Source organism: Saccharopolyspora sp. NPDC045839 (genome assembly GCF_056431645.1).
Window position 1 is genome coordinate 1 of the sequence record NZ_JBWKKH010000065.1, and the last position, 25116, is coordinate 25116.

Below are 25116 nucleotides of genomic sequence, written 5' to 3' on the forward strand. Positions count from 1 at the left end.
AAGCACTCATCGCCCTGGCCATGCTCGCCCTCGGCGGCCAGCCCCCAACCCTCCCCGGACGCGCCTGAACACCCACGGACCAGTCACAAGAGCCTAAAATTGGGAGCATTTCGCCCTCGGAGCCCGTTGCGCGAGGCCAGAGAGTTCCCGATTTTGCCTAAAATTGGAAACGTTCTGCCCGGCCGCGCTCGAGGTGGGCCTCCCCGATTTTGCCTAAAATTGGGGAGATCCCGGGGGTGGGTTTTCGAGGAGGGGTGCGTTGTGTCCGAAGAGGACTACCGGCGGTGGCTGGCCGTCGCGGTCGCGGAGGCGAAGGCCGGGCTCGCCGAGGGTGGGATCCCCATCGGCGCGGCGCTGATCGGCGCCGGCGGGCAGGTGCTGGGCAGCGGGCACAACCGCAGGGTGCAGGACGACGATCCGTCGGTGCACGGCGAGACGGCGGCCTTCCGCAACGCGGGGCGGCAGCGCTCCTACGCCGGGACGACGATGGTGACCACGCTGTCGCCGTGCTGGTACTGCAGCGGACTGGTGCGCCAGTTCGGGATCGGTCGCGTCGTCGTCGGCGAGGCCCGGAACTTCCACGGCGGCCACGACTGGCTCGCCGAGAACGGCGTCGAGATCGTGCTCCTGGACGACCCGGAGTGCACCCGGCTGATGGCCGACTTCATCGAGGCCAACCCGCGCCTCTGGTACGAGGACATCGGCGAGGACTCGGACTGACCCGGTGCTCGCTCCGTGGCGCTATAGAGGCTGTTTTGAACCCGTTGGCGCAGTGGTGAGTCGTCGTTGGCTGGTGTGGAGTGAACGGCCTGTTCGCCTCGATAGGTGAGGTGAACGGTCCGTTCGCTGCAGTCGCCCGGTGTCGGCGGGCACCAGCCGGTGTGGAGTGAACGGCCCGTTCGTCCCGATAGGTGAGGCGAACAGGCCGTTCACTCCACCACCCCGATGCCACCAGCCGACCTGCCACGACGCAGCGCCACCGCATCCCAACAGCCTCTGTAGCAGCCCAAGACACTCACGAGGTCTGACCGGTGGAAACGGGGCGGCCTCGGCTACTCCGGGGCCTGTCCGGCGGTCCGGCGGCGGGCGAAGTAGGTGATCAGGCCGATCACCAGCCAGACCGCTCCCACCGACAGCGCCAGCGGGCTCGCCGTGGCCAGCACGACCGCCGCGATCAGGGCGCCGACGACCGGGACGACCACAGTGGACACCCGGCGTTCCCGCCCGGACACCGCGAAGTAGCCGATCACCGAGGCGTGCAGCAGGACGAACGCGGTCAACGCCCCGACCGTCACCATCGACGACAGGACCTCCAGCCCGTCCTCGGCCGACGCCGCCCACACCGACACGATCAGCGTCACCACCGCGGCCAGCAGCGTCGCGTTGCGCGGCACGTGCGCCCGCCGGTCCACCCGGCCGAGCGCCGCGGGCATCTGGCCGTCCCGCGCCATGCCGAACAGCAGCCGGCTCACCGCCGCCTGCGCCACCATCGCCGAGAACGCCGGCGCGACCGCCTTCACCGCCGTCACGGCCACCGCGAGCCAGCCGCCCAGCGAGGCCCGCAACATGTCGTAGAACGCCGAATCCTGCGCGTCCGCGTCCAGTGCCAGCTCCTGCGGCGTCAGCGGGTTCAGCAGCGCGGCGAGGTAGGTCTGCACGAAGAACAGCACGCCGCTGAGCGCCAGGCAGAACAGCAGCGCCCGGCCGACCTGGCGGGACGATCCGGTGTTCTCCTCGGCGAACGACGCGATCGCGTCGAAGCCGAGGAACGACAGCACCGCCACCGACACCGCGCCCAGCACGGCCAGCGGCGCGAACGCGTCCACGCCGGTCAGCGGCGACAGCCACGGCCGGGCCGGACCCTCGGTGGCCAGCACCACCAGCGCGGCGACCACGAACACCGCGAGCAGCACGATCTCCACCACCAGCACCACCGTGCCGACGATCGCCGCGACCTTGACGCCGGTCAGGTTCAGCGCCGTCACGACGACGATCGCCAGCCCCGTCGCCAGCCACACCGGGATCTGCGGCACCAGCGAGTTCGTCGCGATGCCGACGAACAGCGACGCCACGCTCGGGATGAACAGGTAGTCCAGCATGATCATCCAGCCGGCCACGAAACCGGGCGCCCGCCCCAGGCCCGCCGAGGCGTAGGCGAACACCGAACCGGCCTTCGGCACCGCCGCCGACATCCGCGCGTAGGACCACGCGGTGAACGCCATGGCCACGGTCGCGGCGACGTACACCAGCGCCACCGCGCCGCCGCTGCGCGCGTCGAGCACGCCGAAGACGCCGACGGGCGCGAGCGGCCCGATGAACAGCAGGCCGGAAACGATCAGGTCGCGAAGCGACAGCCGCCGCTGCAACCCCTCCGCGGAAGTGGTGGTCATCGCAGAACACCTGTCTCCGAGCTCGATGTGCGGGTTCCCCGGGGCAGGAGACGCCCGAGAACCCGCGGCGCTGCGGGTTGCGAGGATGGGATGCCCGATCAAAGCACGCCCGGGCCCGGCCGGAACAACGCGGCGCCCGCGATGGTTGACCTTGCACGGTTCCGCACCGAGGCTGGACCGGCAACCGCAACTCACGTCAGGTGGTACGAATGTCTTCCACTCCGGTCGAAGTGACCCGCACCGGTCCGCACACCTTCACCGCGACCAACCCGCGCGGCGGCGAGGTGACGATCGGCCGCGAGGACGCGCCCGACGCGTTCACCCCCGGCGAGCTGCTGCTCGCCGCCATCGCCGGCTGCTCCGCGGTCACCAGCGAGAACCTGCTGGTCCGGCGGCTCGGGGAGGACGCGAAGGTGACGGTGCACGCCGACCGGACCAAGGTCCCGGAGGACAAGCACAAGTTCGCCTCCGTCCAGGTCAGCTTCGACGTGGACCTCAGCGGGATCGAGGACGACGGCGAGCGCGGCAAGGTCGTCGACGCGGTGCAGCGCGCGATCGAGAAGTACTGCACCGTGAGCCGCTCCGTCGAGGAGGGCACCCCGATCGAGCTGACCCTCCCGCGCTGACGCACTACAAGTGTGCAACTGACGCGTTCCACGCCGGGCCCGCGTCGTAAGGTGCTCGTCGCGCACCCGGTGGGTGGTGCGCGACGAGTGGGAGGCACAACACAGTGGCACAGGAGACCGCACCGGTACAGCAGTCCGGGTTGCGCAGGGATCTCTCCGGGCGCCAAGTCGGCATGATCGCCATCGGCGGCGCCATCGGCACCGGGCTGTTCCTCGGCTCCGGCCTGGCGATCTCCATCGCCGGCCCGGCCGTGATCATCGCCTACGCGGTCGCCGCGTTCGCCGCGCTCGCCCTGGCCTACGCGCTGGCCGAGATGATCGTGGTGCACCCAGAGGCGGGCGGGTTCGGGGCGGTCATCAAGCGGTACCTCGGCGGGCTCGCCGGGTTCGTGTCCCGCTGGATCTACTGGGCCGCGCAGGTGGTCAACATCGGCAGCGAGGTCATCGCGGCCGGGCTGTACATGCAGTTCTGGTACCCGCAGCTGCCGCTGTGGATCCCGGTGGTGGTCTTCTCGGTGCTGATGCTGGCGATCAACATCGCCGCGGTGCGCTTCTTCGGCGAGTTCGAGTACTGGTTCGCCATGATCAAGGTCGTCACGATCGTGGTGTTCGTGCTGCTCGGCGTGGTCTACATCGTCTTCGGGCTGCCGGGGCAGCAGCCGGCCGGGGTCGGCGCGCTGACCGAGCACGGCGGGTTCCTGCCCAACGGCATCGGCGCGGTGTGGCTGGCGCTGACCGTGGTCACGTTTTCCTACCTGGGCACCGAGGCCGTCTCGATGACCGCGGCCGAGTCCCGCAACCCCGGCCGGGACGTGCCGCGCGCGGCGCGCAGCATGGTGCTGCGGCTGGGCCTGTTCTACGTGCTCGGCATGCTGGTGGTCGTCTCGATCCTGCCGTGGAACCAGGCGTCGTCGTCGGGCGACATCACGGAGAGCCCGTTCGTGCGGCTGTTCAGCCTGGTGGGCATCCCCGCCGCGGCCGGGATCATGAACTTCGTGGTGCTCACCGCCGCGCTGTCGGCGATGAACACGAACCTGTACCTGACCGCCCGCATGACCCACTCGCTCGCCATGGACGGCTATGCGCCGAAGTGGTTCGCCGTGGTCAGCAAGAACGGCGTGCCGCGGCGCGCCCTGGTGCTGTCGGCGGCCGGGCTGGCGCTGGCCGCGTCGCTGTCGGTGTTCGCCGAGGACACCGCGTTCCCGATGCTGCTGGGCCTGGCGCTGTTCGGCGCGCTGGTGGTGTGGCTGATGATCTTCGCCTGCCAGCTGGTGTTCCGTCGTCACCGGGCGCTGGAGGGCCTGCCGCCGTCGCCGGTGCGGCTGCCGGGCGCCCCGGTGACGACGGTGCTGGCGATGCTGTTCGTCGCGGCGGTGCTGCTGACCACGCCGTTCACCGAGCAGTTCAACACCGCCTGGAAGGCGGGCGTCCCGTTCGTGCTGATCCTCTGCGTGGCGTACTACATCATCCGGCGCCGCAGCGCCGCGCGGTCGGAGTGAGCACCGGTGGAGGGCGCCCGGCCGTGGGACGGGCGCCCTCCACGTCTCCGCCGATCGAGTGAGAGAGGGGAGCGCAAGGGCGCTCCGCCGCCCGCCGCACCAGGCATTTACACTCCCGCATGTGTCGAACCAGCCGATGATCGCGCCCTCCATCCTGTCCGCCGATTTCGCCCGCCTCGCCGACGAGATGGCCGCCGTGAACGGCGCGCCCGGCGTGCGCGCCGACTGGCTGCACGTGGACGTGATGGACGCGCACTTCGTGCCCAACCTGACCCTGGGGCTGCCGGTGGTCGAGTCGCTGCTGAAGGCGACCGACATCCCGATCGACTGCCACCTGATGATCGAGGACCCGGACCGCTGGGCCATCGGCTACGCCGAGGCCGGCGCCTACAACGTCACGGTGCACGTGGAGGCCGCCAAGGACCCGATCGCGATCGCCAAGGACCTGCGCGCCGCCGGAGCGAAGGCGGGCCTGTCGATCAAGCCGAACACCCCGCTGGACCCGTACGTCGAGGTCCTCAAGCACTACGACACGCTGCTGGTGATGTCCGTGGAGCCGGGCTTCGGCGGCCAGAGCTTCATCGCCGACGTGCTGGACAAGGCCCGCAAGGCCCGCGAGCTGGTCGACACGGGACACCTGAACCTGGTGGTGGAGATCGACGGCGGCATCAACGCCGACACCATCGAGCAGGCCGCGGAGGCCGGCGTCGACTGCTTCGTGGCGGGTTCGGCGGTCTACAACGCCGACGACCCGGCGAAGGCGATCGAGGCCCTGCGCGCCAAGGCCGCCCCGAACTTCGCCCACGCCCGGCAGTGATCACGTTTCTCCGCAATTTCCATTGAAATCGAAGATTCGATTTCAATGGAAATTGCGGGGTTGGGGAGGGGAACCGATGGTCGCTCGCGCCGAGGAGCAGGCGATGCGCACCGCGATCGCCGCGAGCGAGCAGGTGCGCGGCACGACCAGCCCCAACCCGCCGGTTGGTTGCGTGGTGCTGGCCGCCGACGGCGAGGTCGTCGGCGTCGGCGCGACGCAGCCGCCGGGCGGTCCGCACGCGGAAGTCGTCGCGCTCCGCGCGGCGGGGGAGCGGGCCAGGGGCGGCACCGCCGTGGTGACGCTGGAACCGTGCTCGCACACCGGCCGGACGCCGCCCTGCACGGATGCCCTGCGGTCGGCCGGGGTCGCGCGCGTGGTGCACGCGGCCTCCGATCCCAACCCGCAGGCCGCCGGTGGCGCCGGCGTGCTGCGCGCCGCGGGCATTGGTGTCCACAGTGGATTCCTGGTCGACGAGGTGGCAAGGGGCCCGCTGCGGGCCTGGCTGTACTTCGCGCGGACCGGTCGGCCGCACGTCACCTGGAAGTACGCGGCCACATTGGACGGTCGCTCGGCCGCCGCCGACGGCACCAGCAAGTGGATCAGCTCCGCCGAATCCCGCGCCGAGGTGCATCGATTCCGCGCGCAGGTGGACGCGATCATCGCGGGCACCGGCACGGTCCTCGCCGACGACCCGCAGCTGACCGCCCGCACACCGGACGGCGCGCTGCCGGCCCGGCAGCCGCTGCGGGTCGTCGTCGGCGACCGCGAGATCCCGCGCGCTGCCAAGGTCTTCGACGACGCGGCCGAAACGATCCAGCTGCCCGGCGGTGACCCGGCCGCGGTGCTCGCCGCGCTCGCCGACCGCGGCGTCGTCGACGTGCTGCTGGAGGGCGGCCCGCGGCTGGCCGGCGCGTTCATCGCCGCCGGCTGCGTGGACCGCGTGCTCGCCTACGTCGCGCCGCTGCTGCTGGGCGCCGGCCCGGCCGCGCTCGGGGAAGCGGGAGTGGGAAGCATCTCGGAAGCATGGCGGTTGACAGTCGAAGAGACGACTATGAGTGGCCCCGACGTCCGGATCAGCGCGGTCCCGTTGGACGGCCGACCGGGCGCCGAAGGCCGGTAGTGCGAGGAGGCAGCAGGTGTTCACCGGGATCGTCGAGGAGCTCGGCACCATCGAGGCGGTCGAGCCGTTGGCCGACGGCAGCCGGTTGACCATCGCGGGGCCGGTGGTCACCGGGGACGCCGAGCACGGCGACTCGATCGCCGTCAACGGCGTGTGCCTGACCGTCGTGACGGTGGGCGACGGGCGGTTCACCACCGACGTCGTGGCCGAGACGCTGCGCCGCTCCTCGCTGAAGGGCATCGCGGCCGGCGACCGGGTCAACCTGGAGCGCGCTATGGCGCTCGGCGACCGGCTCGGCGGGCACATCGTGCAGGGTCACGTCGACGGCACCGCGGTGCTGCGCGGCACCGACCCCGACGGGCTCACCCGCTTCGAGCTGCCCCGGCGGCTGTCCCACTACCTGGTCGAGAAGGGCTCCATCACCGTCGACGGGGTGTCGCTGACCGTGGTCGACGCCGGTGACGGAGAGTTCAGCATCGCGCTGATCCCCACCACCAAGGAGCTGACCACGCTGGGCTTCCGCCAGCCGGGTGACGAAGTGAACATCGAGGTGGATGTGCTGGCCAAGCACCTGGAACGGCTCGCCGCCGCGCAACTGGACAACCTGGCCCATGGTGCGCAGGCCCGTTCGGGGGACAATGGCGGCGTCAGGGAGGCGCGGTGATGAACCCCGAGGACGAGGTCGCGAACACGGTGAGCACGAAAAGGTTCGACAGCATCGAGCGCGCACTGGCCGACATCGCGGCCGGGCGCCCGGTCGTCGTGGTGGACGACGAGGACCGCGAGAACGAAGGCGATCTGATCTTCGCCGCGGAGAAGGCGACGCCGGAACTCGTGGCGTTCATGGTCCGCTACACCTCCGGCTACATCTGCGTCGGGCTCCCCGGCGAGGACTGCGATCGCCTTGACCTGCCCCCGATGTACTACTGGAACCAGGACCGCAAGGGCACGGCCTACACCGTCACGGTCGACGCCGCCGAAGGCGTCAGCACCGGCATCTCCGCCTCCGACCGCGCCAAGACGCTGCGCGTGCTGGCCGACGAGGGGGCGACCGCCAAGGACCTGACCCGGCCCGGCCACGTGGTGCCGCTGCGCGCCCGCGAAGGCGGCGTGCTGCGCCGCCCCGGCCACACCGAAGCCGCCGTGGACCTCTCCCGCCTCGCCGGGCTGCGGCCGGCCGGCGCGCTGTGCGAGATCGTCAGCCAGAAGTCCGAGGGCGACATGGCGCGCCGCGACGAGCTGGAGGTCTTCGCCGAGGAGCACGACCTGGCGCTGATCACCATCGCCGACCTGATCTCCTACCGGCGCCGCTTCGAGAAGCAGGTGGTGCGCGTCGCCGAGGCCCGCATCCCCACCGTGCACGGCACGTTCCGCACCTTCGGCTACGACAGCACCATCGACGGCATCGAGCACCTGGCGATGGTCTACGGCGAGGTCGGCGACGGCGAGGACATCCTGGTCCGGGTGCACTCCGAATGCCTGACCGGCGACGTGCTGGGTTCGCTGCGCTGCGACTGCGGCCCGCAGCTGGACGCGGCGATGGCCAAGGTCGCCGAGGCCGGCCGCGGCGTGGTGCTCTACATGCGCGGGCACGAGGGGCGCGGCATCGGGCTGATCCACAAGCTGCAGGCCTACCAGCTGCAGGACGACGGCGCGGACACCGTGGACGCCAACGTCGCGCTGGGCATGCCGGTCGACAGCCGCGACTACGGGCAGGGCGCGCAGATCCTGTGCGACCTGGGCATCAAGTCGATGCGGCTGCTCACCAACAACCCGGCCAAGCGGGTCGGGCTGGAGGGCTACGGGCTGCGGATCGTGGACCGCGTGCCGCTGCCGATCCGCCCGAACCCGGAGAACATCCGCTACCTCCGCACCAAGCGCGACCGGATGGGGCACGTGCTGGACAATCTCGACGACGGGGAAGATTCCTCGATCAACGGCGAGACTGGAGTTACGGCATGAGTGGCGAGGGTCGACCGCGGATCAGCGTGCCGAAGGCGGGTGACCTGCGGCTGGGCATCGCCGCGATCCGCTGGCACGAGCGGCTCGTCGAGCAGATGCTCTCCCGCGCGCTGGCGGCGGCGAAGGAAGCGGGCATCGCGGAGCCGACCGTGGTGCGGGTGCCCGGTTCGATCGAGCTGCCGGTGGTCTGCCAGCAGCTGGCGCACCAGCACGACGCGGTGGTCGCGCTGGGCGTGGTGATCCGCGGCGGCACACCGCACTTCGAGTACGTCTGCGACTCGGTCACCCAGGGCCTGACCCGGGTGGCGCTGGACGAGTCCACGGCCATCGGCAACGGCGTGCTGACCTGCGACACCATGCAGCAGGCGGAAGCCCGGGCCGGGTTCGACGACTCGGTGGAGGACAAGGGCTTCGAGGCGACCGCGGCGGCGCTGGAGACGGCACTGGTGCTGCGGGAGCTGCGCGGCTGGAACGGGGAACGGGGTTTCTTGTGAGCGCCGAGCGGGTGGAGGTCCGGCCGCAGAAGGTGCGGCGGGTTGCGATCCCGATCGCCGTCGTGCTGGTGCTGGCGTTCGCGGTGGTCGGGCTGCTGCTGCGCAACACCCCGACCGGCGTGATCTTCTCGGTGTCCGACCAGGTGGCGATGGTGGCGCTGGGCCTGCTGCTGGGCGGCGGCGTGATGCTGCTGACCCGGCCGCGGTTGCGCGCCGACGCCGACGGTGTGGAGGTCCGCAACATCATCGGCACGCAGCGCTTCTCGTGGCCGCTGGTGCAGGCCGTCACCTTCCCGGACGGCGCCTCGTGGGCCCGGCTGGAGCTGCCGGAGGACGAGTACGTGCCGATCATGGCGATCCAGGCGTCCGACGGCGAGCGGGCGATCAAGGCGATGCGGGAGCTCCGCGAACTCCGCCGCGAGGTCGACGCCGGGAACTGAGCGCCGAGCGGCGTGGTGGCGCCTTCGACCGGACGAACCCGGCGGAGGCGCCCTTTCGTTTCCGCAGGCCGAACGCCTGGGCAGTGAGGCGGAAGTCTCCCGACTTCAGGCGAAATCGGACCGCCGAAACCGCGACGACCGCCTGGTGCGGGCGCGAATTTCCCGATTTCAGGCAAAATTGGAAAGCTGTGAACGCTTGGAATGGGCCGGGTGGCTTCCCAATTTTAGGCAAAATCGGGAAGCCACCCCGTGCTCTCTGCCGTCAGCCGGCCGAGACCAGGTCGCAGACGAAGACCAGCGTCTCGCCGGGCGCGATCACGCCGCCCGCGCCGCGGTCGCCGTAGGCGAGCTGCGGCGGGATGGTGAGCTTGCGGCGGCCGCCGACCTTCATGCCCTGCAGGCCCTTGTCCCAGCCCGCGATGACCTGGCCCGCGCCGAGCTGCAGCTGCAGCGGTGTGCCGCGGTTCCAGCTGGCGTCGAACTCCTTGCCGGTGCTGTGCGAAACACCCACGTAGTGCACGGCGACCTGGTTGCCCTCCTTGGCCTCGGGGCCGTCGCCGACCTCGATGTCCTCGATCACCAGGTCCGCCGGTGGCTCGCCGGTCGGCTTGGCGACCTGCGGCTTTTCCTTGTTCACGTGCGTTCTCCTCGATCGGTGGTGCGCAGCGTCGTGCAACGGCTGCCGGTGAATTCTCTCGAACGATCCCGTGTGGAGCACACTCGCCCGGGCATCGCTCCAGAGGGGACGGATGCCGCCGGGCCGGTACCCGTGCGTGTTTTGTGCTGCTATGACGACACAAAGCACGCACGGCCCAGGGGCGGCCGGGCTTGGTTCACGGCCGTTCCCAGGTCCGGGCGAGCTCTGCGACCGCCTGGTCGAGCAGTTCCGGGCCGAGGGCGAAGCTGAGGCGCAGGCGGTCGCGGTGGCCGCGGTCGGCCGCGAACAGCGAGCCGGGCGCCACCGCCACGCCGTTGTCCCGGGCGAGCTCGGCGAAGCGGTCGGTGTCGGTGCCGGGCAGCCGGACCCACAGCGACAGGCCGCCCGCCGGACGCTCCCACGTCCACTGTGGAAGGTGGCTGCGCAGGGTGTCGGCGAGGTGGTCGCGGCGGCGCGCCAGTTCCGCTCGCCAGGTCGCGAAGTCGTTGTGCCGCAGCAGTTCCGCCGCGAACCGCTGCCCGACCGTGCTGGTCGCCAGGTCGCTGGTCTGCTTGAGCTCGGTCAGCTGCGACAGCAGCGGTTCCGGCGCGACGAGCCAGCCGACCCGCAGCCCGCCCCACAGCACCTTCGACAGCGAGTGGACCTCGACCGCGCCGTGCGGGTGCTCGTCGGCGAACCGGCCGGGCCGCGGTCCTTCGTGCACCAGCTCGGCGAGCGTGCGGTCCTCGACGACGGGCAAGGCGGCGTCGCGCGCGATCCCGGCGAGTTCCCCGACGCGATCGGCGTCGGCCACCGTTCCGGCCGGGTTGTGCACCGCCTGCGCGTAGGCGAATGCGGGCCGGTGCCGCTCGATCGCGTCGCGGAACGCGTCGGGCAGCATGCCGCGCCGGTCGGTGGCCACTGCGACGGCCCGCGCTCCGCAGCTCTGGATCGCGGCGAGCGCGCCGGTGTAGGTGGGGTCTTCGACCAGCACCGCGTCGCCGGGGCGGGCCAGGCAGCGGGTCGCGAGGTCGATGCCCTGCTGCCCGCCGCCGGTGATCAGCGGCTCGCCGCCGATGAGTTCCCGCAGGCCCGGCTCGCCCGGCAGGTCGTAGCCGTGCCTGCTCGGCGTGCTCAGCAGCGCGGCCGGATCGAGCTTGGGCACCCGCAGGTGTGACGGATCGGGAACGACCGAAGTGGACAGGTCGGCGAACACCGCGCCGGGGCGCAGCAGCCGGCCCATCGCCGACTCCCGCCCGGCGGCGGCCAGGTACGTGCCGCTGCCGTGCCTGCGCTCGCAGATCCCCTCCTCGAACAGCGCGTTGAACGCCGCGGCCACGGCGCCGCGGCTGCACTCCAGCACCCGGGCGAGGTCGCGCTCGGACGGCAGGCGGGTGCCGGGGCTGAGCGCGCCGGTGCGCGCGAGGTCGGTCAGCGCGGCCGCCAGCCGGCGGCTGAGCGGGCCGTTCCCGTGGCGGAGCCGGTCGCGGATCAGCGCGGCGAATTGGTCCACATCGGCACTCGGCATGCGGCCATTCTGCACCAGGGAGGATTAATCACTAGTGGATGAACTGGCCACTTGGTAGCGTGCCAAGTGGCCGCGAAGTGGCTTGTCTCACATCGCGGGATATGCCACTTTGGTGAAGGGGATGGCGATGGCGCTGACCGAGGCGGACTACATCTGGATGGACGGCGCGCTGGTGCCGTGGCGCGAGGCCCGGATCCACGTGCTCAGCCACGGGCTGCACTACGGCACCGGCGTTTTCGAAGGCATCCGCGCCTACGCCACGGCGGACGGGCCGGCGCTGTTCCGGCTCGACGAGCACCTCGACCGGCTGTTCCGCAGCGCCAAGATGCTGCGAATGACGTTGCCGTACCGCAAGGAAGAGCTGCGCGAGGCGACGCTGGAGCTGGTGCGGGCCAACGGGCACCGCTCCTGCTACGTCCGCCAGCTGGCCCACCTCGGCTACGGCGTGATGGGCGTCGACCCGACCGGCGCGCCGGTGCAGATGTCGATCGCCAGCTGGGAGTGGGGCGCCTACCTCGACGGCGCCGACCGCGGCGTGCGGCTCATGACGAGTTCCTGGCGGCGCAACGATCCCTCCGTGGTGCCGACCGCCGCCAAGGCCACCGGCCCGTACCTGAACTCCGCGCTGGCCAAGCTGGAGGCGCGCGAGGCCGGGTACGACGAAGCGGTCCTGCTGAGCACCGACGGCTACGTCAGCGAGTGCTCCGGCGAGAACATCTTCGTCCGGCGCGGCGACGTGCTCTACACGCCGCCGTCGAGCGCGGGCGCGCTGGAAGGCATCACCCAGGACTCGGTCACGACGCTGGCCACCGACCTGGGCATCACCGTGCGCCGCGAGAACCTGCTGCGCTCGGACCTGTATTCGGCCGACGAGATGTTCCTCTGCGGCACCGCGGCGGAGGTCACCCCGGTCCGCGCGGTCGACAACCGCGAGATCGGCGAGCCGGGCCCGGTGACGCGCAAGATCCGCGACGCCTTCGCGGCGGCGATGACCGGTGCCGACGAGCGCTACCGGCACTGGCTGACCCACGTCGGTTGATCGACTCCCGCGGAGCGGCTGCTAGCCTCCGCGGCATGGACTCCTGACGGTGGACGAAGGACCCGCCGGGCGAACCGCGCCCACGCGGGATTCGCCGCGCGACGGGCGGAAACGGCCCGTCGCGCGGATGCTGGTCGCATCGCCGAAGGAGTCTGATCAAGTGCTGGAAGATGCCGAATTCGAAGCCCGCGTTGCGGACCGGCTGGCCGCGTTGCCCGGGGTCCGGGCGGTGAGCCTCGGCGGCTCGCGCGCCCAGGGGATCCACCACGCCGACAGCGACTGGGACTTCGCGATCTACTACCGCGGCGGCTTCGATCCGCAGGACCTGCGCGACGTCGGGTGGCCCGGGGAGGTCTCCGAACTGGGCGAGTGGGGCGGCGGCGTGTTCAACGGCGGCGCGTGGCTGCAGATCGAGGGCCGCCACGTGGACGTCCACTACCGCGACCTGGACGTCGTGGAGCACGAGCTCGCCGAGGCCCGGGCCGGCCGGTTCGAGTGGCAGCCGCTGATGTTCCACCTCGCGGGCATCCCCAGCTACCTGGTGGTCGCCGAGATGGCCATCAACCGGGTGCTGCACGGCGAGCTCCCGCGGCCGGAATACCCGGACGCCCTTCGCGAGGCCGCGCCCGCGGTCTGGTGGGGGCAGGCGTCGATGGGCCTGGCCTACGCGCGGGCGAACCACGCGCCGCACGGCCGGCTCGCGGAGACGGCGGGCCTGATCGCGCAGGCCGCCTGCCAGGCGGCGCACGGGGTGCTCGCGGCCCGCGGCGAGTGGGTCACCAACGAGAAGCGCCTGCTGACCAGGGCGGGCCTGCGCGACGTCGACCGGGTGGTGGCCGGGCTGACGGCGCAAACGCTGGTCGAGGCGGTGGACGAGGCCCACGCCCTGTGCGACGCGGCGGTATCCGAAGCCAGGTAGCCCGTGGCTCGTGAGCGTTTTGGAGTGCTGTGGCGCTCCAAAACGCTCACGAGAGGGCCCGGGCCGGTCGTTATAGGGCGGCCTTATCAGCGGGGGCGGAAACGCGTATTGGACCCGCCCGGGCTCCGCCGCCGAGGATGGCCTCGGCGGAGAGGAGCCGTGATGGCGAAGGATTTCCTGGCGTATTGCGACGAGGTCTGGCGCGGCGAGGCGACCACGGCCGACTACCAGAAGGGCCGCTGGCAGGACGGGCACGTCATCGAACTCGCCGAGGGCGTGGCCCTCTTCCCGGCCTTCGGCAACGTCGTGGCCGTCCGGGGCGAGGACGGGCTGCTGCTGTTCGACACCAGCCACGAGCGGTTCAGCGCCCGGCTGCACGCCGCCGTGCGCGCCTGGAGCGACCTGCCGCTGCGCTACGCGGTGTACTCGCACGGGCACATCGACCACGTCTTCGGCGTCGGGCCGTTCGACGCCGAGGCCGACGAGCTGGGGCGGCCCCGGCCGGTCGTCGTCGGGCACGAGGCGGTCGTCGCCCGGTTCGACCGCTACAAGCTCACCAGCGGCTACAACGAGGTGATCAACCAGCGGCAGTTCCAGCGCGCCGACTCCCGCTGGCCGCTCGACTACCGGTATCCCGACGTCACCTACCGGGACACCATGACGCTCACCGTCGGCGGCCGCGAAGTCCGGCTGCACCACGGCAAGGGCGAGACCGACGACGCGACCTACGCCTACCTGCCGGACCAGCGGGTGCTGATGACCGGCGACATGTTCATCTGGGTCACGCCGAACGCCGGGAACCCGCAGAAGGTGCAGCGCTATCCCCGCGAGTGGGCGCGGGCGCTGCGGCACATGGCCGGGTTCGGGGCCGAGATGTTGTTGCCCGGCCACGGGATTCCCATCGTCGGCGCGGACCGGGTGCGTGCCGCGCTGCTGGACACCGCCGAATACCTGGAGAGCCTCGTCGAGCAGGCCCTGGAGCTGATGAACCGCGGAGCCCGGCTCGACGAGATCGTGCACGCCGTCCGCCCACCGGAGCACCTCGCGGACAAGCCGTACCTGCGGCCGGTGTACGACGAACCGGAGTTCGTCGTGCGCAACGTGTGGCGGCTCTACGGCGGCTGGTACGACGGGAACCCGGCGCACCTCAAGCCCGCCCCGGACGCGCAGCTCGCGACGGCGCTCGCCGAACTCGCCGGCGGGGCGGCGGCGCTGACCGAACGCGCGAAAGCAGCTGCGGCGGCGGGGGAGTTGCGGCTGGCCTGCCACCTCGTCGAGTTCGCGGTGCAGGCGGAGCCGGACGACACCGCGGTGCACGAGGTCCGCGCCGACATCTACGCGGAGCGCGCCAAGCAGGAGCTCTCGACGATGTCGCGCGGCGTCTTCTCCTGGGCGGCGGCGGAGTCGAGGGGCCGGGTCAGCGGCACCGGCGTGCTCGACGAGGTGGCGGAGGCGTCGAAGGGCAAGACCCGCTGGGCGATCTGACGGCCGACCGCCCCACCACATGCGACGAGTCCCGCAATTTCCATTGAAATTGGACCTTCAATTTCAATGGAAATTGCGGACCTCGGAGGGGGTGGGTTCGGAGGGGGAGGTGGGCGGGGCTTCGGTGGGTGGGTGGTTGTTGGGGTCGGATCGGTGGTCGGCGGCTTAACGTGTGGTCGGCGGCTTAACGTGATGGCGTGGATGCGCGTCAACTCCGGTACTTCCTGGCCGTCGTTGAACACGGCACCATGACCAAGGCCGCCGAGGCCATGCACGTCTCCCAGCCGTCGCTGTCGCAGGCGATCGTCGGGCTCGAACGGGAGTTGCGGACGCAGTTGTTCCACCGCACCGGGCGCGGCCTGGTGCTCTCCGCGGCGGGCCAGGCCGCGCTGGAGCCCGCCCGGCGGGTGGTGCACGGGTTGGCCGAGGTCGCCTCCGCCGTGGAACCGGTCAGGGAGCTCTCCGGCGGTCGGCTCGACCTCGTCGTCCAGCACCTGCTCAGCGGTTGGGGAGCGGCGGTGGTGGCCGCGTTCTGCCACCAGTACCCGCAGGTCGCGGTGCGGATGATCGAGCCGCCCAACTGGCACCGGATCGGCCGCACCGTGCGCACCGGGACCTGCGAGCTCGGCCTGTGCACGCTGCCGATCGCCGACGGAGAGGGCCTGCACACCAGGCAGCTGGCAAACCGCGATCTGCACATCGCGCTGCCCGCGAACCACCCGCTCGCCGACGGAGAGGGTCCGCTGGAGCCCGCCGCGCTGGTCGACCAGCGGTTCGTGACCAGCCCGCCCCGGACGGTCTGGCGGACGCTGCTGGAGGAGGTGCTGGAGGAGACCGGCCGCAGCCCGGTCGCCGCCGTCGAGATCACCGCCACCAGCGGGGCGATGCCGCTGGTCGTCGCCGGGGTGGGCGTCGCGATCGTCGCCGGGCAGACGGTCCACCAGGCCCGCGAGCAGGGCGCGGTGGTCCGTCCACTTCGGACCGATGTGCGGATGCGGGTCGGCCTCGTGCACCGCCCCGGCCCGCTGTCCCCGGCGGCCGAGGCCCTGATCGTGCTGCTGGAGCACGACGAGTAGCCCAGTGCCTGCCGTCACCGTGATCATCTGTGCGGAACGTGATCGGTCAACCGGCCTGTCTGGTCGGAACTCGCCGGCGGCAAGGTGAATCCGCCGGATGCGAACACGGCGACACCGCGGCTTCGGTCGAGCTGTCGGGAGTCGTGAGTGGCTGTGGTCGTCGGAGCGACCACTGCCACTCACGACACCGAGCCGGGTGCGGCTCGGCGGGGCCGGACTGCGGCGGCGGAGAGCGCGACGAAGGCGGCCAGCACCGCCGGGATCGCGAGGCCGGTGGTCAGGTCCGTCCAGCTGGTGACCAGGCCGATCACCACCGGGCCCGCGAGCAGGCCGCCGTAGCCGAGCGTGCTGACCTGCGCGAGATCCCGGCCGCTGCGGCTCGGATCGCGGTTGCCCGCCGCGTTGAACACCTGCGGGATGATGCACGACAGCCCGATGCCGAACAGGGCGAAGCCGATGATCGCCGCCACCGGGTGGTGCAGCAGCAGCGCGCCGCCGAGACCCACGGCCGCGACGGTCCCGCAGCACCGCACCAGGACGACCGGCCCGAGCCGGGCGACCAGGAAGTCGCCGAGGAAGCGGAACACGGCCATCGTCGCGGAGAACACCGCGTAGCCGGTCGCCGCGACCGCCGGGCTGGTCTGCAGGACGTCGTGCAGGTACAGCGGCGACCAGTCCGCCATCGAGCCTTCGCCCAGCGAGCAGAAGAAGGCCAGCACGCCCAGGAACAAGATGCCCGGCGAGATCCCGCGCTGCCGCACCGGCTTCCCGGCCGCCGGGGCCTCCGGGGGCAGCAGCGCGCGCCGCGCGATCACCGACACCACGCCAAGCGCGGCCGCGACGAGCGCGAAGTGCGCGCCAACGCCGATCGCCGCGTGCGCCGCGAGCGCGCCGACTCCGGCGCCGAGCAGGCCGCCGACGCTGAACATCGCGTGGAACGTGCTCACGATCGGGCGCCCGTACCGCCGCTGCACCTGCATCGCGTGGGTGTTCATGGCCACGTCGACGGTTCCGTGCCCGGCGCCGAACAGCAGCAGCGCGGCCACCAGCGCGGGGAGGTTCCCGGCGATGCCGGGCAGCAGCAGGCTCGCCGACATCGCGATGCCTGCCGGTCCCAGCACCCGCGCGCTGCCGAGGCGGTCGGCGAGGTGCCCGACGATCTGCATGGCCAGCACCGAGCCGGCCGCGACCGCGAACAGCGCCAGCGTCACCTGCGCGTCGTCGAGGCCGAGGTCCTGCTTGATCGCCGGGATCCGCGCGGTCCAGGTGCCCAGCGCCGCGCCGGTGATCACGAAGTAGGCCGTCACGGCCCACCGGGCCCGCTGCGGCACGGCGACGGTCGTCTCAGACAACGCGCACCTCCACGCCCGCCGCGGCCAGCTCGGCGCGCGCGTCCGCCGGCGCGGCCCGGTCGGTGACGATCACGTCGATGTTGGTGACCGGGCAGACGAATCCCAGTCCGGTCCGGGCGAACTTGGCGCCGTGGCAGACGGCGACGACGCGCTGCGCGGCGGCCACCGCGGCCTGCTTCACCGGCACCTCTTCGAGGTCGTGCGCCGTCAGGCCGTGCGTTGCGGAAAGCCCGCACACGCCGAGGATCGTCGTGTCCACCCGCAACGCGCGCAGCGACATCTCGGTGAGGTGGCCGGTGAACGACAGCTCGCCCGGCTTCGTCCGCCCGCCCGGCATCAGCAGGTCGACCTGGGGCGCGCCGCTCAGCGCGTTCGCCGCGTGCAGGTCGAGCGGGATCGCGGTGATCCGGCGGTGCGCGAGCCGCCTGGCCACCTCCAGCGTCGTCGTGCCGGAGTCGATGATCACGGACTCGCAGTCCGCGATCAGCTCCTCGACCGCCGCGGCCAGCTGCTTCTTGGTCCCCGTCTCGTCGCGCTCGCGGAGCGGGAACGGCGCGGAGTGGCCGCGCAGGAAGCTCACCGCGCCGCCGCGCACCCGCCGCAGGACGCCCTGCTCGGCGAGTTGGTCGAGGTCGCGGCGGATGGTCATCTCCGACGAACCGGTCGCTTCGGCCAGCTCGGCCACCGTGACCCGCTCCGCCCGCCGCAGCCGCTCGATGATCGCCGAAGTTCGTTCCGAACTTTCCATGAGTTCAATCGAACAAGAAAGATGTGCGAAAGGCAACCCTGCGCGCGGGGGCGATGTGCGAACCCGGGGCGGTGCACTGCTCCGGGTGAGGGACAATAGGAGTCGACGGCGTGGAGACGTCGGGTAGGAGGAGATCGTGAGCGTGGCCCAGGAGCGCAACCTTCGGTTGGTGCGAGACGTCCCGTCCGAGCTCGGCGTGCGGCTCGGCGACATCAGACTGCGCAACCGCCTGGTGACCTCGTCCAGCCTGCTCGGCTACGGCGTGGCCAACACCAAGCTGGTGCCCTACGGCATGAGCCCGATCTCGCAGTTCGTGCCGCTGTCCCGGTTCGGCGCGGTCACCACCCGCACGGTCACCGTCGAGCCCCGCGAGGGGCACTTCACCACCCGCGACGTGTGGCCGCTGCACGAACTGCCCGCGCTGATCAAGCGCTACGGGCAGGCGCTGCGGCAGGTCGACGGCGGCTGGCTCAACGCCTTCGGCTGGTGCAACGTCGGCATCGACGCCTACCTGCGCGACTACTACCCGCGCACCCGCGAGCAGAACACCATCATCTCCGTCGGCGGCTTCTCCGTCGAGGAGTTCGTCACGCTGGTCGACAAGGTCAACGCCGCGGTGCCGGCCGGTGAGATCGCCGCGGTCGAGTTCAACGTCTCCTGCCACAACGTCAACTTCGACTTCAACCAGATCATCGAGTCGGTGCTGGCCGAGGCGGTGCCGCGCAGCAACCACCCGGTGATCCTGAAGCTCTCGCCGGACTACGACTACCTCGGCCACGCCCGGCTGGCGGCCCGGCACGGGGTGGCGGCCCTGACCGCGATCAACACCGTCAAGGGCCTGCGGCTGGACCCGAACACCGGGCAGCCGCTGCTGAAGAACGGTTTCGGCGGGCTCTCCGGCCGCGCGATCAAGCCGATCGGCCTGCGGGTGGTCAAGGAACTGCGCGACGCCGGGGTGACGCTGCCGATCATCGCCACCGGCGGCATCCGCAGCTTCGACGACTGCCGCGAGTACTTCTGGGCGGGCGCCGACGCGGTCAGCCTGGGCAGTGCCAGCTGGTTCGCCAGCTACCCGGGCTACGCGCTCTCGCCGCTGTACGCGGCCCGGATCCGGAACCTGGTGCGCCGCATCGAGAACTACACGCCGCCGCAGCGCTGACATCCGTCCACTGCGGACACTCAGCCGGACTGGCAGGTCAAGGCCGGTTCCGCCCAGTCCGCCCAGTCGGAGTACTGGTTGTCGCCGCCGTCGGTGACGACCAGGTCGAGCACCTGCACTCCGGAGATGTCCAGGGAGATGGGCTGGGCCGGCTGCCCGGCGGTGAGCAGGCCGCTGTCGTGCACGAGCCGACCGTCGGCGAGCACCTGGAACGTGACGCTGCCACCACCTGACGCGTCGTCCACGCCGACGGACGCGTCGAGCCGGGTGCACCCACCGCCGGGGTAGGCGCGCACCTGGCTGGGTGCGTGGGCTCCGAAACCGTGCTGGTAGACCTGCCCCGCGATGGTGAGCGGACCGCCGTCGTCCGCGTATTCGCCGCCGACCGCGCTGTTCAGCCCGACCGGACCCCAGCCGTTGCCGACCTGGGTGACCGCTGTCTGCGAGAGCGGAATCGACTGCGCCTGCGGGGGAGCGGGGGCAGGTGGTCGTGCGGCACTCGCTCCCAGGGCGACGCCGCCGCCCAGGCAGATCGCCGAAACCCCGGCCAGCACCGGAATTCCGAAGCGGCGCTTGGGCCCGCCCGGCGCGGCTCCGGCGATCCTGGTCGGCGCGTGCTGAGCGGTCGGCATCCGGGTGTCGTGCCGTGGCGTCGCGATCGGGCCGGTCGGGATGTTGCCGTCGAGGCCGCGCAGCCGCGCTTCGAGCTCCTGCGTCGACGGGCGGGACTGCGGATCCTTGGCCAGGCAGCGCGCGACGACGTGCCACAGAGCGTCCGGCATCGCCTCCGGGCGCTGGGCTTCCTCGTTGACGTGCCGGAGCAGGACTGCGAGCGGGTGGTCTGCGCGGAAGGGCACGCTGCCCGTGACGAGCTCGTACAGCAGGATCCCGCAGGCGTAGACATCTGCGGCCGGCGTAGCGGGTTGTCCCTTGACCAGCTCCGGTGCCAGATATCCGGGCGTGCCGATGATGGCCTGCGCGGTGGTCAGCACGGTGCCCTCGACCAACCGCGCCACGCCGAAGTCGGTCAGCAGCGGAACCGGTTCGGGTTCGGTGCGGGACAGCAGCACGTTGGCCGGTTTGATGTCCCGGTGCACGACGCCGTTCGCATGCACGACCGCCAGCGCGTTCGCCAGGTCGGCGACGACATTCGCCGCGCGCTGCGGCGGGAGAGGTCCGGAGGCCGTCAGGTGCTCGCGCAGGGTCGGGCCCTCGACCAAGTCCATCACCAGGGCCAGCACGTCGCCCTCCACCACGAGGTCGCGCACCTGGACCAGGTTGGGGTGGCGCACCTTCAGCAGCACGGTCCGTTCCCGCACGAACCGGCTGACCACGTCCGGATCCTCGGTCAGCTCGGGGCGCAGCACCTTCACCGCGACCTCGCCGTCGGCGCCGTCGGCGCGCCAGACGGTGCCGAACCCGCCGCGACCGAGTTCTTCGCGCAGCTTGTAGCGGCTACCCACCTGCCGGGTCACGGTCACACACCTCCGACGAGTCAACGCAACGCGAAGACCCTAACCACCCGGAGCCCGCGACCGTCAGGAAGGAGCGGCGGGGGCCTCGGCGAAGTCGCAGCGTGAAGCCGCACGCACGTCGTGTCACCGAATCCGCGCCGCCCGGCGGGTAGCGGGCTCGCCACCGGATTCGCCGCCAGGCGATCCCGCCCGAGCACGCGGGCGAGCTGGGGGAGTTCACCGACTGCCTCGGCAACCGCCCCGATCCGCAGCTACCCGGGCGGCGCGCTCCGCGGCCCGGATCCGCAACCGCGTGCGCCGCATCGAGAACTGCGCTGATCCGCCGGCGTTGCTCGCATCGGGCGACTTTCGCCTTGCGGGCAGCGGTGATCGGGCGAATGCCGCCACTGGGCGCTCGCGCGCTCGGTACGCTCGGGGATGTTGATCCTTGGGCGTATAACCGAGGAGGCGACGCTTGGTGGCGACGGAATCGGATGGATCCGGCGCCGCGACACCGCGGCGCAAGTGGTGGCAACGGCTGCTGAGCGGCCCGGCGTTCGTGGTCGTGGCGCTCGTCGGCGCGCTGGCCGGGATCGCCGCGCCGATGCTGTGGAACGTCGCCCGCGACGTGTTGCGCCCGCCGGTGCTGGTCTGGGCGAGCTCGGACGGCGGCCCGGTGGAGGATCGCAGCTACGCGCTGCCCGGCGTGGCCGAACCCACGGAAATCGGGACGCCTGCGGAGTTCCTGGCCGATTCGCCGGCGCTGCGCCGCGCCGTGAAGGCCGGCGTGCACGGCACGACGGTGACCATCGAGGGCGCCCGCTCCCGCGACGTGGTGATCACGAACATGCGCGCCCGGATCCTGAGCCGGGAGCCGAACGTCGCCGGCACGCTGCTCTGCAGCACGCCGCAGGGCGACCTGCCCGCGAAGCGGGTCGGCTTCGACCTCGACGAGTTCCGCCCGGTGGCGCGGGTGCTCGACGGCAGGCGGCTCGGCGAGCCGTACTTCGCCGGTCAGGCGCAGCAGCTCGCCGACGGCGAGACGGTGGTGTTCCAGGTCGAATCGCGCGCCGACGACGGCCACTACCGCTGGGTGATCGACGTCGACCTCGTCATCGACGGGAAACCGCAGACCTACACCGCGAAGCCCGATGCCGGCGAGTTCGAGATGACCGGCTTCAGCCCGCGGTACGGGGCGGTTTTCTCCGCCCTCGGCGGCGAGTCCTGGACGTTCCCGGACCGGGCGGGTGGTTGCTGATGCGGTACGGACTCCGGGTGCTGGCCCTCGTCGCAGTCGTGGCGGCCGGTGTCGGGCTGGGGATCTGGTGGAACCGGCCACCCGAGGTGCGTTCGCCGCAGGAGGTGGCTGCGCTGCTGCCGGCGGAGGGCGGCTGGTTCCGGTCGCAGGAGGACTACTCGTTCGACCGGGGCTTCTTCCTCGCGGCGGTGGAGGATTGCGCCCAGGTGCCGGTCGTCCAGCAGTTCCGCACCGCGAGCTCCGCCGTCTTCAAGGGCTACACGATCGGCGAGGAAACCCCTGCGCAGGTGGCGATCGTGCAGCTGGCGCCGGACGACGTGGCGCCGGTGCGGGACGCGCTGCGCTCGGCCGGCACCTGCCAGCGCCTGACCACCAGCGGTGGCACCGTGTGGACGAAGATCGCGCGCCCGTGGTTCGGCGACGCGTCGGCGCTGTTCACCACCACCGACATCACCATGGATCCGGAAGGCCAGGTGGTCACCGACATCGGCGGCGGTCCGGTGTGGACGTTCACCACGTCGGGCGAGTGGCTGGTGGCCATCGGCGCGTACACGTCCACCTTGCGGACGGTTGCCGAGCTCTTCCCGCAGATGCTGGCGGAATTCGACCGCGAGGTGGGCACGGACTTCCTGCGACCGGGGGAATCCCGCGGCGGCTGCCCGCCCGCGGACGTCGCCATCGCGGACCTGCCGCCGGAAGCGCTCAGCCGCCAGGCGATCGCGCAGCTGCAGAGCATGCACGACATGGCCTGCCAGGACCGGATGGACGCGGTCCTGGCGGCGATGTCGGCGCCGCTGGTGGTGGACGACGGCGTCGCCGCCGACGGGCTGGTGGACGATCCCGCCGGGTTCGCGCGAATCCTGGAGACCCGCGGGGTTTACCGCAACGGCGCGGTGACCTACCGGCACGGCGATTCGGCGCTGGTGTTCTCGACGTTCTACGACCCGCTGAACCCGCCGCTGGGCTGGGACGCCTACGTGCGCCACTGCTCGACCGCGGAACCGGGCGCGGCCCGGCTGTGCGAGCCGGATCCCTACGGCCCGCTCGGCGGTGCGGACTGGACGGCCGTGCTGGCGGAGCGGGGCTGCGACGAGGAATACGAGGCGATCGTGCACGGCCGGTTCCGGGACCTGACCGGCGACGGCCGTCCCGAGGCCGTGCTGGCGGTGAGCTGCGAACTGGCCGACGGCACCAGCCGCCGCGAAGTGCAGGTATACGACGGCGGATCGCCACCGGATTCACCGCGGCTGATCCAGGCGTTGCTGGGCGACGACCCGGGCCCGCAGGGCACCGGGCTCGCCCCGGCGACCGTGACGCTGTCCGGCGACGAGCTGACCGTCCAGTCGTGGAGCCGGCCGCCGGACGACCCGCAGGGCGAACCGAACCTGCTGGTGACGGACGGATTCCGCTGGCAGGACGGCGATTTCGGGCCGGAATGGCGGGACGTCGAGGACGTGTCGTGACCCGGATTCCGGGCGTTCCGCGGAAATCCGGCACCGGATTCCCATAAACTCCCGGCCCGGCCGGGATGATCACGGTGGTCGTCCTCGCCGGCGGGTGGTTACCGATGGCCGGAGATGCGCGCACCGATGAGAAGCCGTCGAAGTGGCGGTTCCCCCGGAGCCCGACGCGCGCGGCAATTACGAGGGCGACGAGGCGGTCTGGGCCTTCGGCGTCTCCGGCCGGTGGCTGATCGCGATGCGGGTCGCCGACGGATCACCGGAGCCGGCCGCGTCGATCTACCCGCAGCTGTTCCGGCGCTGGGACCGGGAACTGGGCACGCGGTTCCTGCGCCCCCGGCGCGTAGCGATCGGGCCGTCCCGGCGGAAAACGGCTTGGCGGCGAGTGCCGCGTGGTAGAACGTGATCAGGAGCACAGTCGCTACCACTGGGGAGGAATCTTGTCCGGATACGGGGATTTCGGCAGCAGCCTGCGGGATCTGCCCCGGCTGCGGCAGACCCGGCGCGGCCGGGTGTCCAGCTGGGACCGCACCGGCGGCAATACCGACAACACGCGCATCGAGCCGGGCGAGACCAGGGAGCTGGCCGACATCGCCGGGCCGGGCGTGATCACCCACATCTGGTGCACCGTCGCCCTCGACCACGTCGGCAAGCCCGCCGAGCTGGAAGGCGACTACCTGCGGCGGCTCGTCCTGAAGATCACCTGGGACGACTCGGCGCACCCCGCGGTGCTGGTGCCGCTGGGCGACTTCTTCGGCATGGGGCACGGTCGCAGCGCCAACTTCTCCTCCGCGCCGCTGCAGATGAGCCCGCAGGACGGCAAGGGCTTCAACTGCTGGTTCGCGATGCCCTTCGCCGGGCGCGCCCGTTTCGAGCTGATCAGCGAGATGAGCGTCAAGCCGGTGACGTTCTACTACTACATCGACTACGAGACCTACGGCGAAGCCGACCCGGAACTGGGCTACTTCCACGCCCAGTGGCGGCGGCAGAACCCCACCGACGGCGTCGAGCAGGGCGATCAGACCAACGAGGAGTTCCTCTTCGGCGGCACCAACACCGACGGCGCGGGCAACTACGTGCTGCTGGAGGCCGAGGGCCGCGGCCACTACGTCGGCACGGTGCTCAACGTGCACAACCTCCGCCACACCAGCGACTGGAACTGGTACGGCGAGGGCGACGACATGTTCTTCATCGACGGCGAACCCTGGCCGCCGCGGCTGCACGGCACCGGCACCGAGGACTACTTCAACACCGCGTGGTGCCCGAACCAGCCGTACCAGGCGCCGTACCACGGGCTGACCATGCCGGGCGGGCCGAACTGGAGCGGGCAGGTGTCCTACTACCGCTTCCACGTCGAAGACCCGGTGGTGTTCGAGAAGTCCATCAAGGTGACCATCGAGCACGGGCACGCCAACAAGCGCTCCGACGACGTCTCGTCGGTGGCGTACTGGTACCAGACCCTCCCGGCGCTCCCGGTCACCCTCGCCCCGGTCGCGGACCGCATCCCACACCCCCTCTGACCCGGAAGTCCGCAATTTCAATGGAAATCGAAGGTCTGATTTCCATTGAGGTGATCTCAGTGGAATGGGGAGTGGGGTCTTGAGGTGGTGTGTGTCGGGGGTGTGAGGAGAGTGGGCGTGGGGTCCTGGTAGA

24 protein-coding genes are annotated in these 25116 nt (G+C 71.3%); 18 read left to right on the forward strand and 6 right to left on the reverse strand.

Annotated elements, in window-relative coordinates; translation table 11 throughout:
• Positions 1–261: 261 nt before the first annotated feature.
• Complete coding sequence (locus tag AC07EQ_RS42815) at positions 262–720, forward strand: nucleoside deaminase (protein ID WP_478393511.1); 459 nt, start codon at positions 262–264, stop codon at positions 718–720.
• A gap of 332 nt (positions 721–1052) precedes the next feature.
• Here AC07EQ_RS42815 and AC07EQ_RS42820 read toward each other — a convergent pair whose 3' ends face one another.
• A complete protein-coding gene (locus AC07EQ_RS42820; RefSeq protein ID WP_478393512.1) occupies positions 1053–2390 on the reverse strand; it encodes an APC family permease in 1338 nt (445 codons plus the stop codon).
• Positions 2391–2599: 209 nt separating this feature from the next.
• Here AC07EQ_RS42820 and AC07EQ_RS42825 point away from each other — a divergent pair, with 209 nt between their 5' ends.
• From AC07EQ_RS42825 to AC07EQ_RS42860, 8 genes are all read left to right on the forward strand, one after another.
• Complete coding sequence (locus tag AC07EQ_RS42825) at positions 2600–3016, forward strand: OsmC family protein (RefSeq protein WP_132494200.1); 417 nt, start codon at positions 2600–2602, stop codon at positions 3014–3016.
• 104 nt (positions 3017–3120) lie between these two features.
• Positions 3121–4515, forward strand: a complete 1395-nt coding sequence (locus tag AC07EQ_RS42830) for an amino acid permease (RefSeq protein ID WP_478393513.1) — start codon at positions 3121–3123, stop codon at positions 4513–4515.
• A gap of 136 nt (positions 4516–4651) precedes the next feature.
• Positions 4652–5332: a ribulose-phosphate 3-epimerase gene (gene rpe / locus AC07EQ_RS42835; protein WP_132494221.1), complete on the forward strand. Its 681-nt coding sequence runs from the start codon at positions 4652–4654 to the stop codon at positions 5330–5332.
• Positions 5333–5408: 76 nt separating this feature from the next.
• Complete coding sequence (gene ribD / locus AC07EQ_RS42840) at positions 5409–6452, forward strand: bifunctional diaminohydroxyphosphoribosylaminopyrimidine deaminase/5-amino-6-(5-phosphoribosylamino)uracil reductase RibD (RefSeq protein ID WP_478393514.1); 1044 nt, start codon at positions 5409–5411, stop codon at positions 6450–6452.
• Positions 6453–6468: 16 nt separating this feature from the next.
• Positions 6469–7116, forward strand: a complete 648-nt coding sequence (locus tag AC07EQ_RS42845) for a riboflavin synthase (RefSeq protein WP_478393515.1) — start codon at positions 6469–6471, stop codon at positions 7114–7116.
• The gene (locus tag AC07EQ_RS42850; protein ID WP_478393516.1) at positions 7116–8414 is read left to right on the forward strand and encodes a bifunctional 3,4-dihydroxy-2-butanone-4-phosphate synthase/GTP cyclohydrolase II; all 1299 of its coding nucleotides are present in this window, start codon (positions 7116–7118) and stop codon (positions 8412–8414) included. Before AC07EQ_RS42845 ends, AC07EQ_RS42850 begins: the two co-directional genes overlap by 1 nt.
• Positions 8411–8908 carry a 6,7-dimethyl-8-ribityllumazine synthase gene (ribH, locus tag AC07EQ_RS42855; RefSeq protein ID WP_478393517.1) on the forward strand — a complete coding sequence of 166 codons (498 nt, stop codon included), beginning with the start codon at positions 8411–8413 and terminating at the stop codon, positions 8906–8908. The genes AC07EQ_RS42850 and ribH overlap by 4 nt, the downstream gene beginning before the upstream one ends.
• Positions 8905–9348, forward strand: a complete 444-nt coding sequence (locus tag AC07EQ_RS42860) for a PH domain-containing protein (RefSeq protein WP_478393518.1) — start codon at positions 8905–8907, stop codon at positions 9346–9348. Before ribH ends, AC07EQ_RS42860 begins: the two co-directional genes overlap by 4 nt.
• A 262-nt stretch (positions 9349–9610) precedes the next feature.
• Here the strand turns inward: AC07EQ_RS42860 and AC07EQ_RS42865 are convergent, their stop codons facing one another.
• A complete protein-coding gene (locus tag AC07EQ_RS42865; RefSeq protein WP_478393519.1) occupies positions 9611–9985 on the reverse strand; it encodes an FKBP-type peptidyl-prolyl cis-trans isomerase in 375 nt (124 codons plus the stop codon).
• A 196-nt stretch (positions 9986–10181) separates the two neighbouring features.
• Positions 10182–11513, reverse strand: a complete 1332-nt coding sequence (locus AC07EQ_RS42870; protein WP_478393520.1) for an aminotransferase-like domain-containing protein — start codon at positions 11511–11513, stop codon at positions 10182–10184.
• Between the two features lie 127 nt (positions 11514–11640).
• Here AC07EQ_RS42870 and AC07EQ_RS42875 point away from each other — a divergent pair, with 127 nt between their 5' ends.
• From AC07EQ_RS42875 to AC07EQ_RS42890, 4 genes are all read left to right on the forward strand, one after another.
• On the forward strand, positions 11641–12552 hold the full coding sequence (locus AC07EQ_RS42875) for a branched-chain amino acid transaminase (protein WP_478393521.1): 912 nt from the start codon (positions 11641–11643) through the stop codon (positions 12550–12552).
• Positions 12553–12679: 127 nt separating this feature from the next.
• A complete protein-coding gene (locus AC07EQ_RS42880) occupies positions 12680–13471 on the forward strand; it encodes a nucleotidyltransferase domain-containing protein (protein ID WP_478393532.1) in 792 nt (263 codons plus the stop codon).
• Between the two features lie 162 nt (positions 13472–13633).
• Positions 13634–14956: an alkyl sulfatase dimerization domain-containing protein gene (locus AC07EQ_RS42885; protein WP_478393522.1), complete on the forward strand. Its 1323-nt coding sequence runs from the start codon at positions 13634–13636 to the stop codon at positions 14954–14956.
• Positions 14957–15153: 197 nt separating this feature from the next.
• Complete coding sequence (locus AC07EQ_RS42890) at positions 15154–16032, forward strand: LysR family transcriptional regulator (protein WP_478393523.1); 879 nt, start codon at positions 15154–15156, stop codon at positions 16030–16032.
• A gap of 179 nt (positions 16033–16211) precedes the next feature.
• Here the strand turns inward: AC07EQ_RS42890 and AC07EQ_RS42895 are convergent, their stop codons facing one another.
• Both AC07EQ_RS42895 and AC07EQ_RS42900 read right to left on the reverse strand, forming a co-directional pair.
• The gene (locus AC07EQ_RS42895; protein WP_478393524.1) at positions 16212–17384 is read right to left on the reverse strand and encodes an MFS transporter; all 1173 of its coding nucleotides are present in this window, start codon (positions 17382–17384) and stop codon (positions 16212–16214) included.
• Positions 17377–18132 carry a DeoR/GlpR family DNA-binding transcription regulator gene (locus tag AC07EQ_RS42900; protein ID WP_478393525.1) on the reverse strand — a complete coding sequence of 252 codons (756 nt, stop codon included), beginning with the start codon at positions 18130–18132 and terminating at the stop codon, positions 17377–17379. The genes AC07EQ_RS42895 and AC07EQ_RS42900 overlap by 8 nt, the downstream gene beginning before the upstream one ends.
• Positions 18133–18268: 136 nt before the next feature.
• Here AC07EQ_RS42900 and AC07EQ_RS42905 point away from each other — a divergent pair, with 136 nt between their 5' ends.
• Positions 18269–19291, forward strand: a complete 1023-nt coding sequence (locus AC07EQ_RS42905; protein ID WP_478393526.1) for a beta/alpha barrel domain-containing protein — start codon at positions 18269–18271, stop codon at positions 19289–19291.
• 20 nt (positions 19292–19311) lie between these two features.
• Here the strand turns inward: AC07EQ_RS42905 and AC07EQ_RS42910 are convergent, their stop codons facing one another.
• Positions 19312–20766 (reverse strand): protein kinase domain-containing protein, encoded by a 1455-nt coding sequence (locus AC07EQ_RS42910; RefSeq protein ID WP_478393527.1) that lies wholly within the window; start codon positions 20764–20766, stop codon positions 19312–19314.
• A gap of 457 nt (positions 20767–21223) precedes the next feature.
• On the opposite strand from AC07EQ_RS42910, the gene AC07EQ_RS42915 reads away from it, so the two are divergent.
• The 4 genes from AC07EQ_RS42915 (at position 21224) to AC07EQ_RS42930 (ending at position 24983) form a co-directional block, all read left to right on the forward strand.
• Entirely contained in the window at positions 21224–22003 is a 780-nt protein-coding gene (locus AC07EQ_RS42915) for a hypothetical protein (RefSeq protein WP_478393528.1), read from the forward strand.
• Positions 22003–23466, forward strand: coding sequence for a hypothetical protein (locus tag AC07EQ_RS42920; protein WP_478393529.1), 1464 nt, complete (start codon positions 22003–22005; stop codon positions 23464–23466). The genes AC07EQ_RS42915 and AC07EQ_RS42920 overlap by 1 nt, the downstream gene beginning before the upstream one ends.
• A 142-nt stretch (positions 23467–23608) precedes the next feature.
• Positions 23609–23869: a hypothetical protein gene (locus AC07EQ_RS42925; RefSeq protein ID WP_478393530.1), complete on the forward strand. Its 261-nt coding sequence runs from the start codon at positions 23609–23611 to the stop codon at positions 23867–23869.
• Positions 23870–23903: 34 nt separating this feature from the next.
• Positions 23904–24983, forward strand: coding sequence for a glycoside hydrolase family 172 protein (locus AC07EQ_RS42930; protein WP_478393531.1), 1080 nt, complete (start codon positions 23904–23906; stop codon positions 24981–24983).
• Positions 24984–25116: the final 133 nt, after the last annotated feature.

Bases quoted from the DNA above. Each gene is read 5' to 3' on its own strand.
- AC07EQ_RS42820 (WP_478393512.1), bottom strand. From the start codon at position 2,390: ATGACCACCACTTCCGCGGAGGGGTTGCAGCGGCGGCTGTCGCTTCGC.
- AC07EQ_RS42825 (WP_132494200.1), top strand. From the start codon at position 2,600: ATGTCTTCCACTCCGGTCGAAGTGACCCGCACCGGTCCGCACACCTTC.
- rpe (WP_132494221.1), top strand. From the start codon at position 4,652: ATGATCGCGCCCTCCATCCTGTCCGCCGATTTCGCCCGCCTCGCCGAC.
- ribD (WP_478393514.1), top strand. From the start codon at position 5,409: ATGGTCGCTCGCGCCGAGGAGCAGGCGATGCGCACCGCGATCGCCGCG.
- AC07EQ_RS42850 (WP_478393516.1), top strand. From the start codon at position 7,116: ATGAACCCCGAGGACGAGGTCGCGAACACGGTGAGCACGAAAAGGTTC.
- ribH (WP_478393517.1), top strand. From the start codon at position 8,411: ATGAGTGGCGAGGGTCGACCGCGGATCAGCGTGCCGAAGGCGGGTGAC.
- AC07EQ_RS42870 (WP_478393520.1), bottom strand. From the start codon at position 11,513: ATGCCGAGTGCCGATGTGGACCAATTCGCCGCGCTGATCCGCGACCGG.
- AC07EQ_RS42875 (WP_478393521.1), top strand. From the start codon at position 11,641: ATGGCGCTGACCGAGGCGGACTACATCTGGATGGACGGCGCGCTGGTG.
- AC07EQ_RS42880 (WP_478393532.1), top strand. From the start codon at position 12,680: ATGCTGGTCGCATCGCCGAAGGAGTCTGATCAAGTGCTGGAAGATGCC.
- AC07EQ_RS42885 (WP_478393522.1), top strand. From the start codon at position 13,634: ATGGCGAAGGATTTCCTGGCGTATTGCGACGAGGTCTGGCGCGGCGAG.
- AC07EQ_RS42900 (WP_478393525.1), bottom strand. From the start codon at position 18,132: ATGGAAAGTTCGGAACGAACTTCGGCGATCATCGAGCGGCTGCGGCGG.
- AC07EQ_RS42920 (WP_478393529.1), top strand. From the start codon at position 22,003: ATGCGGTACGGACTCCGGGTGCTGGCCCTCGTCGCAGTCGTGGCGGCC.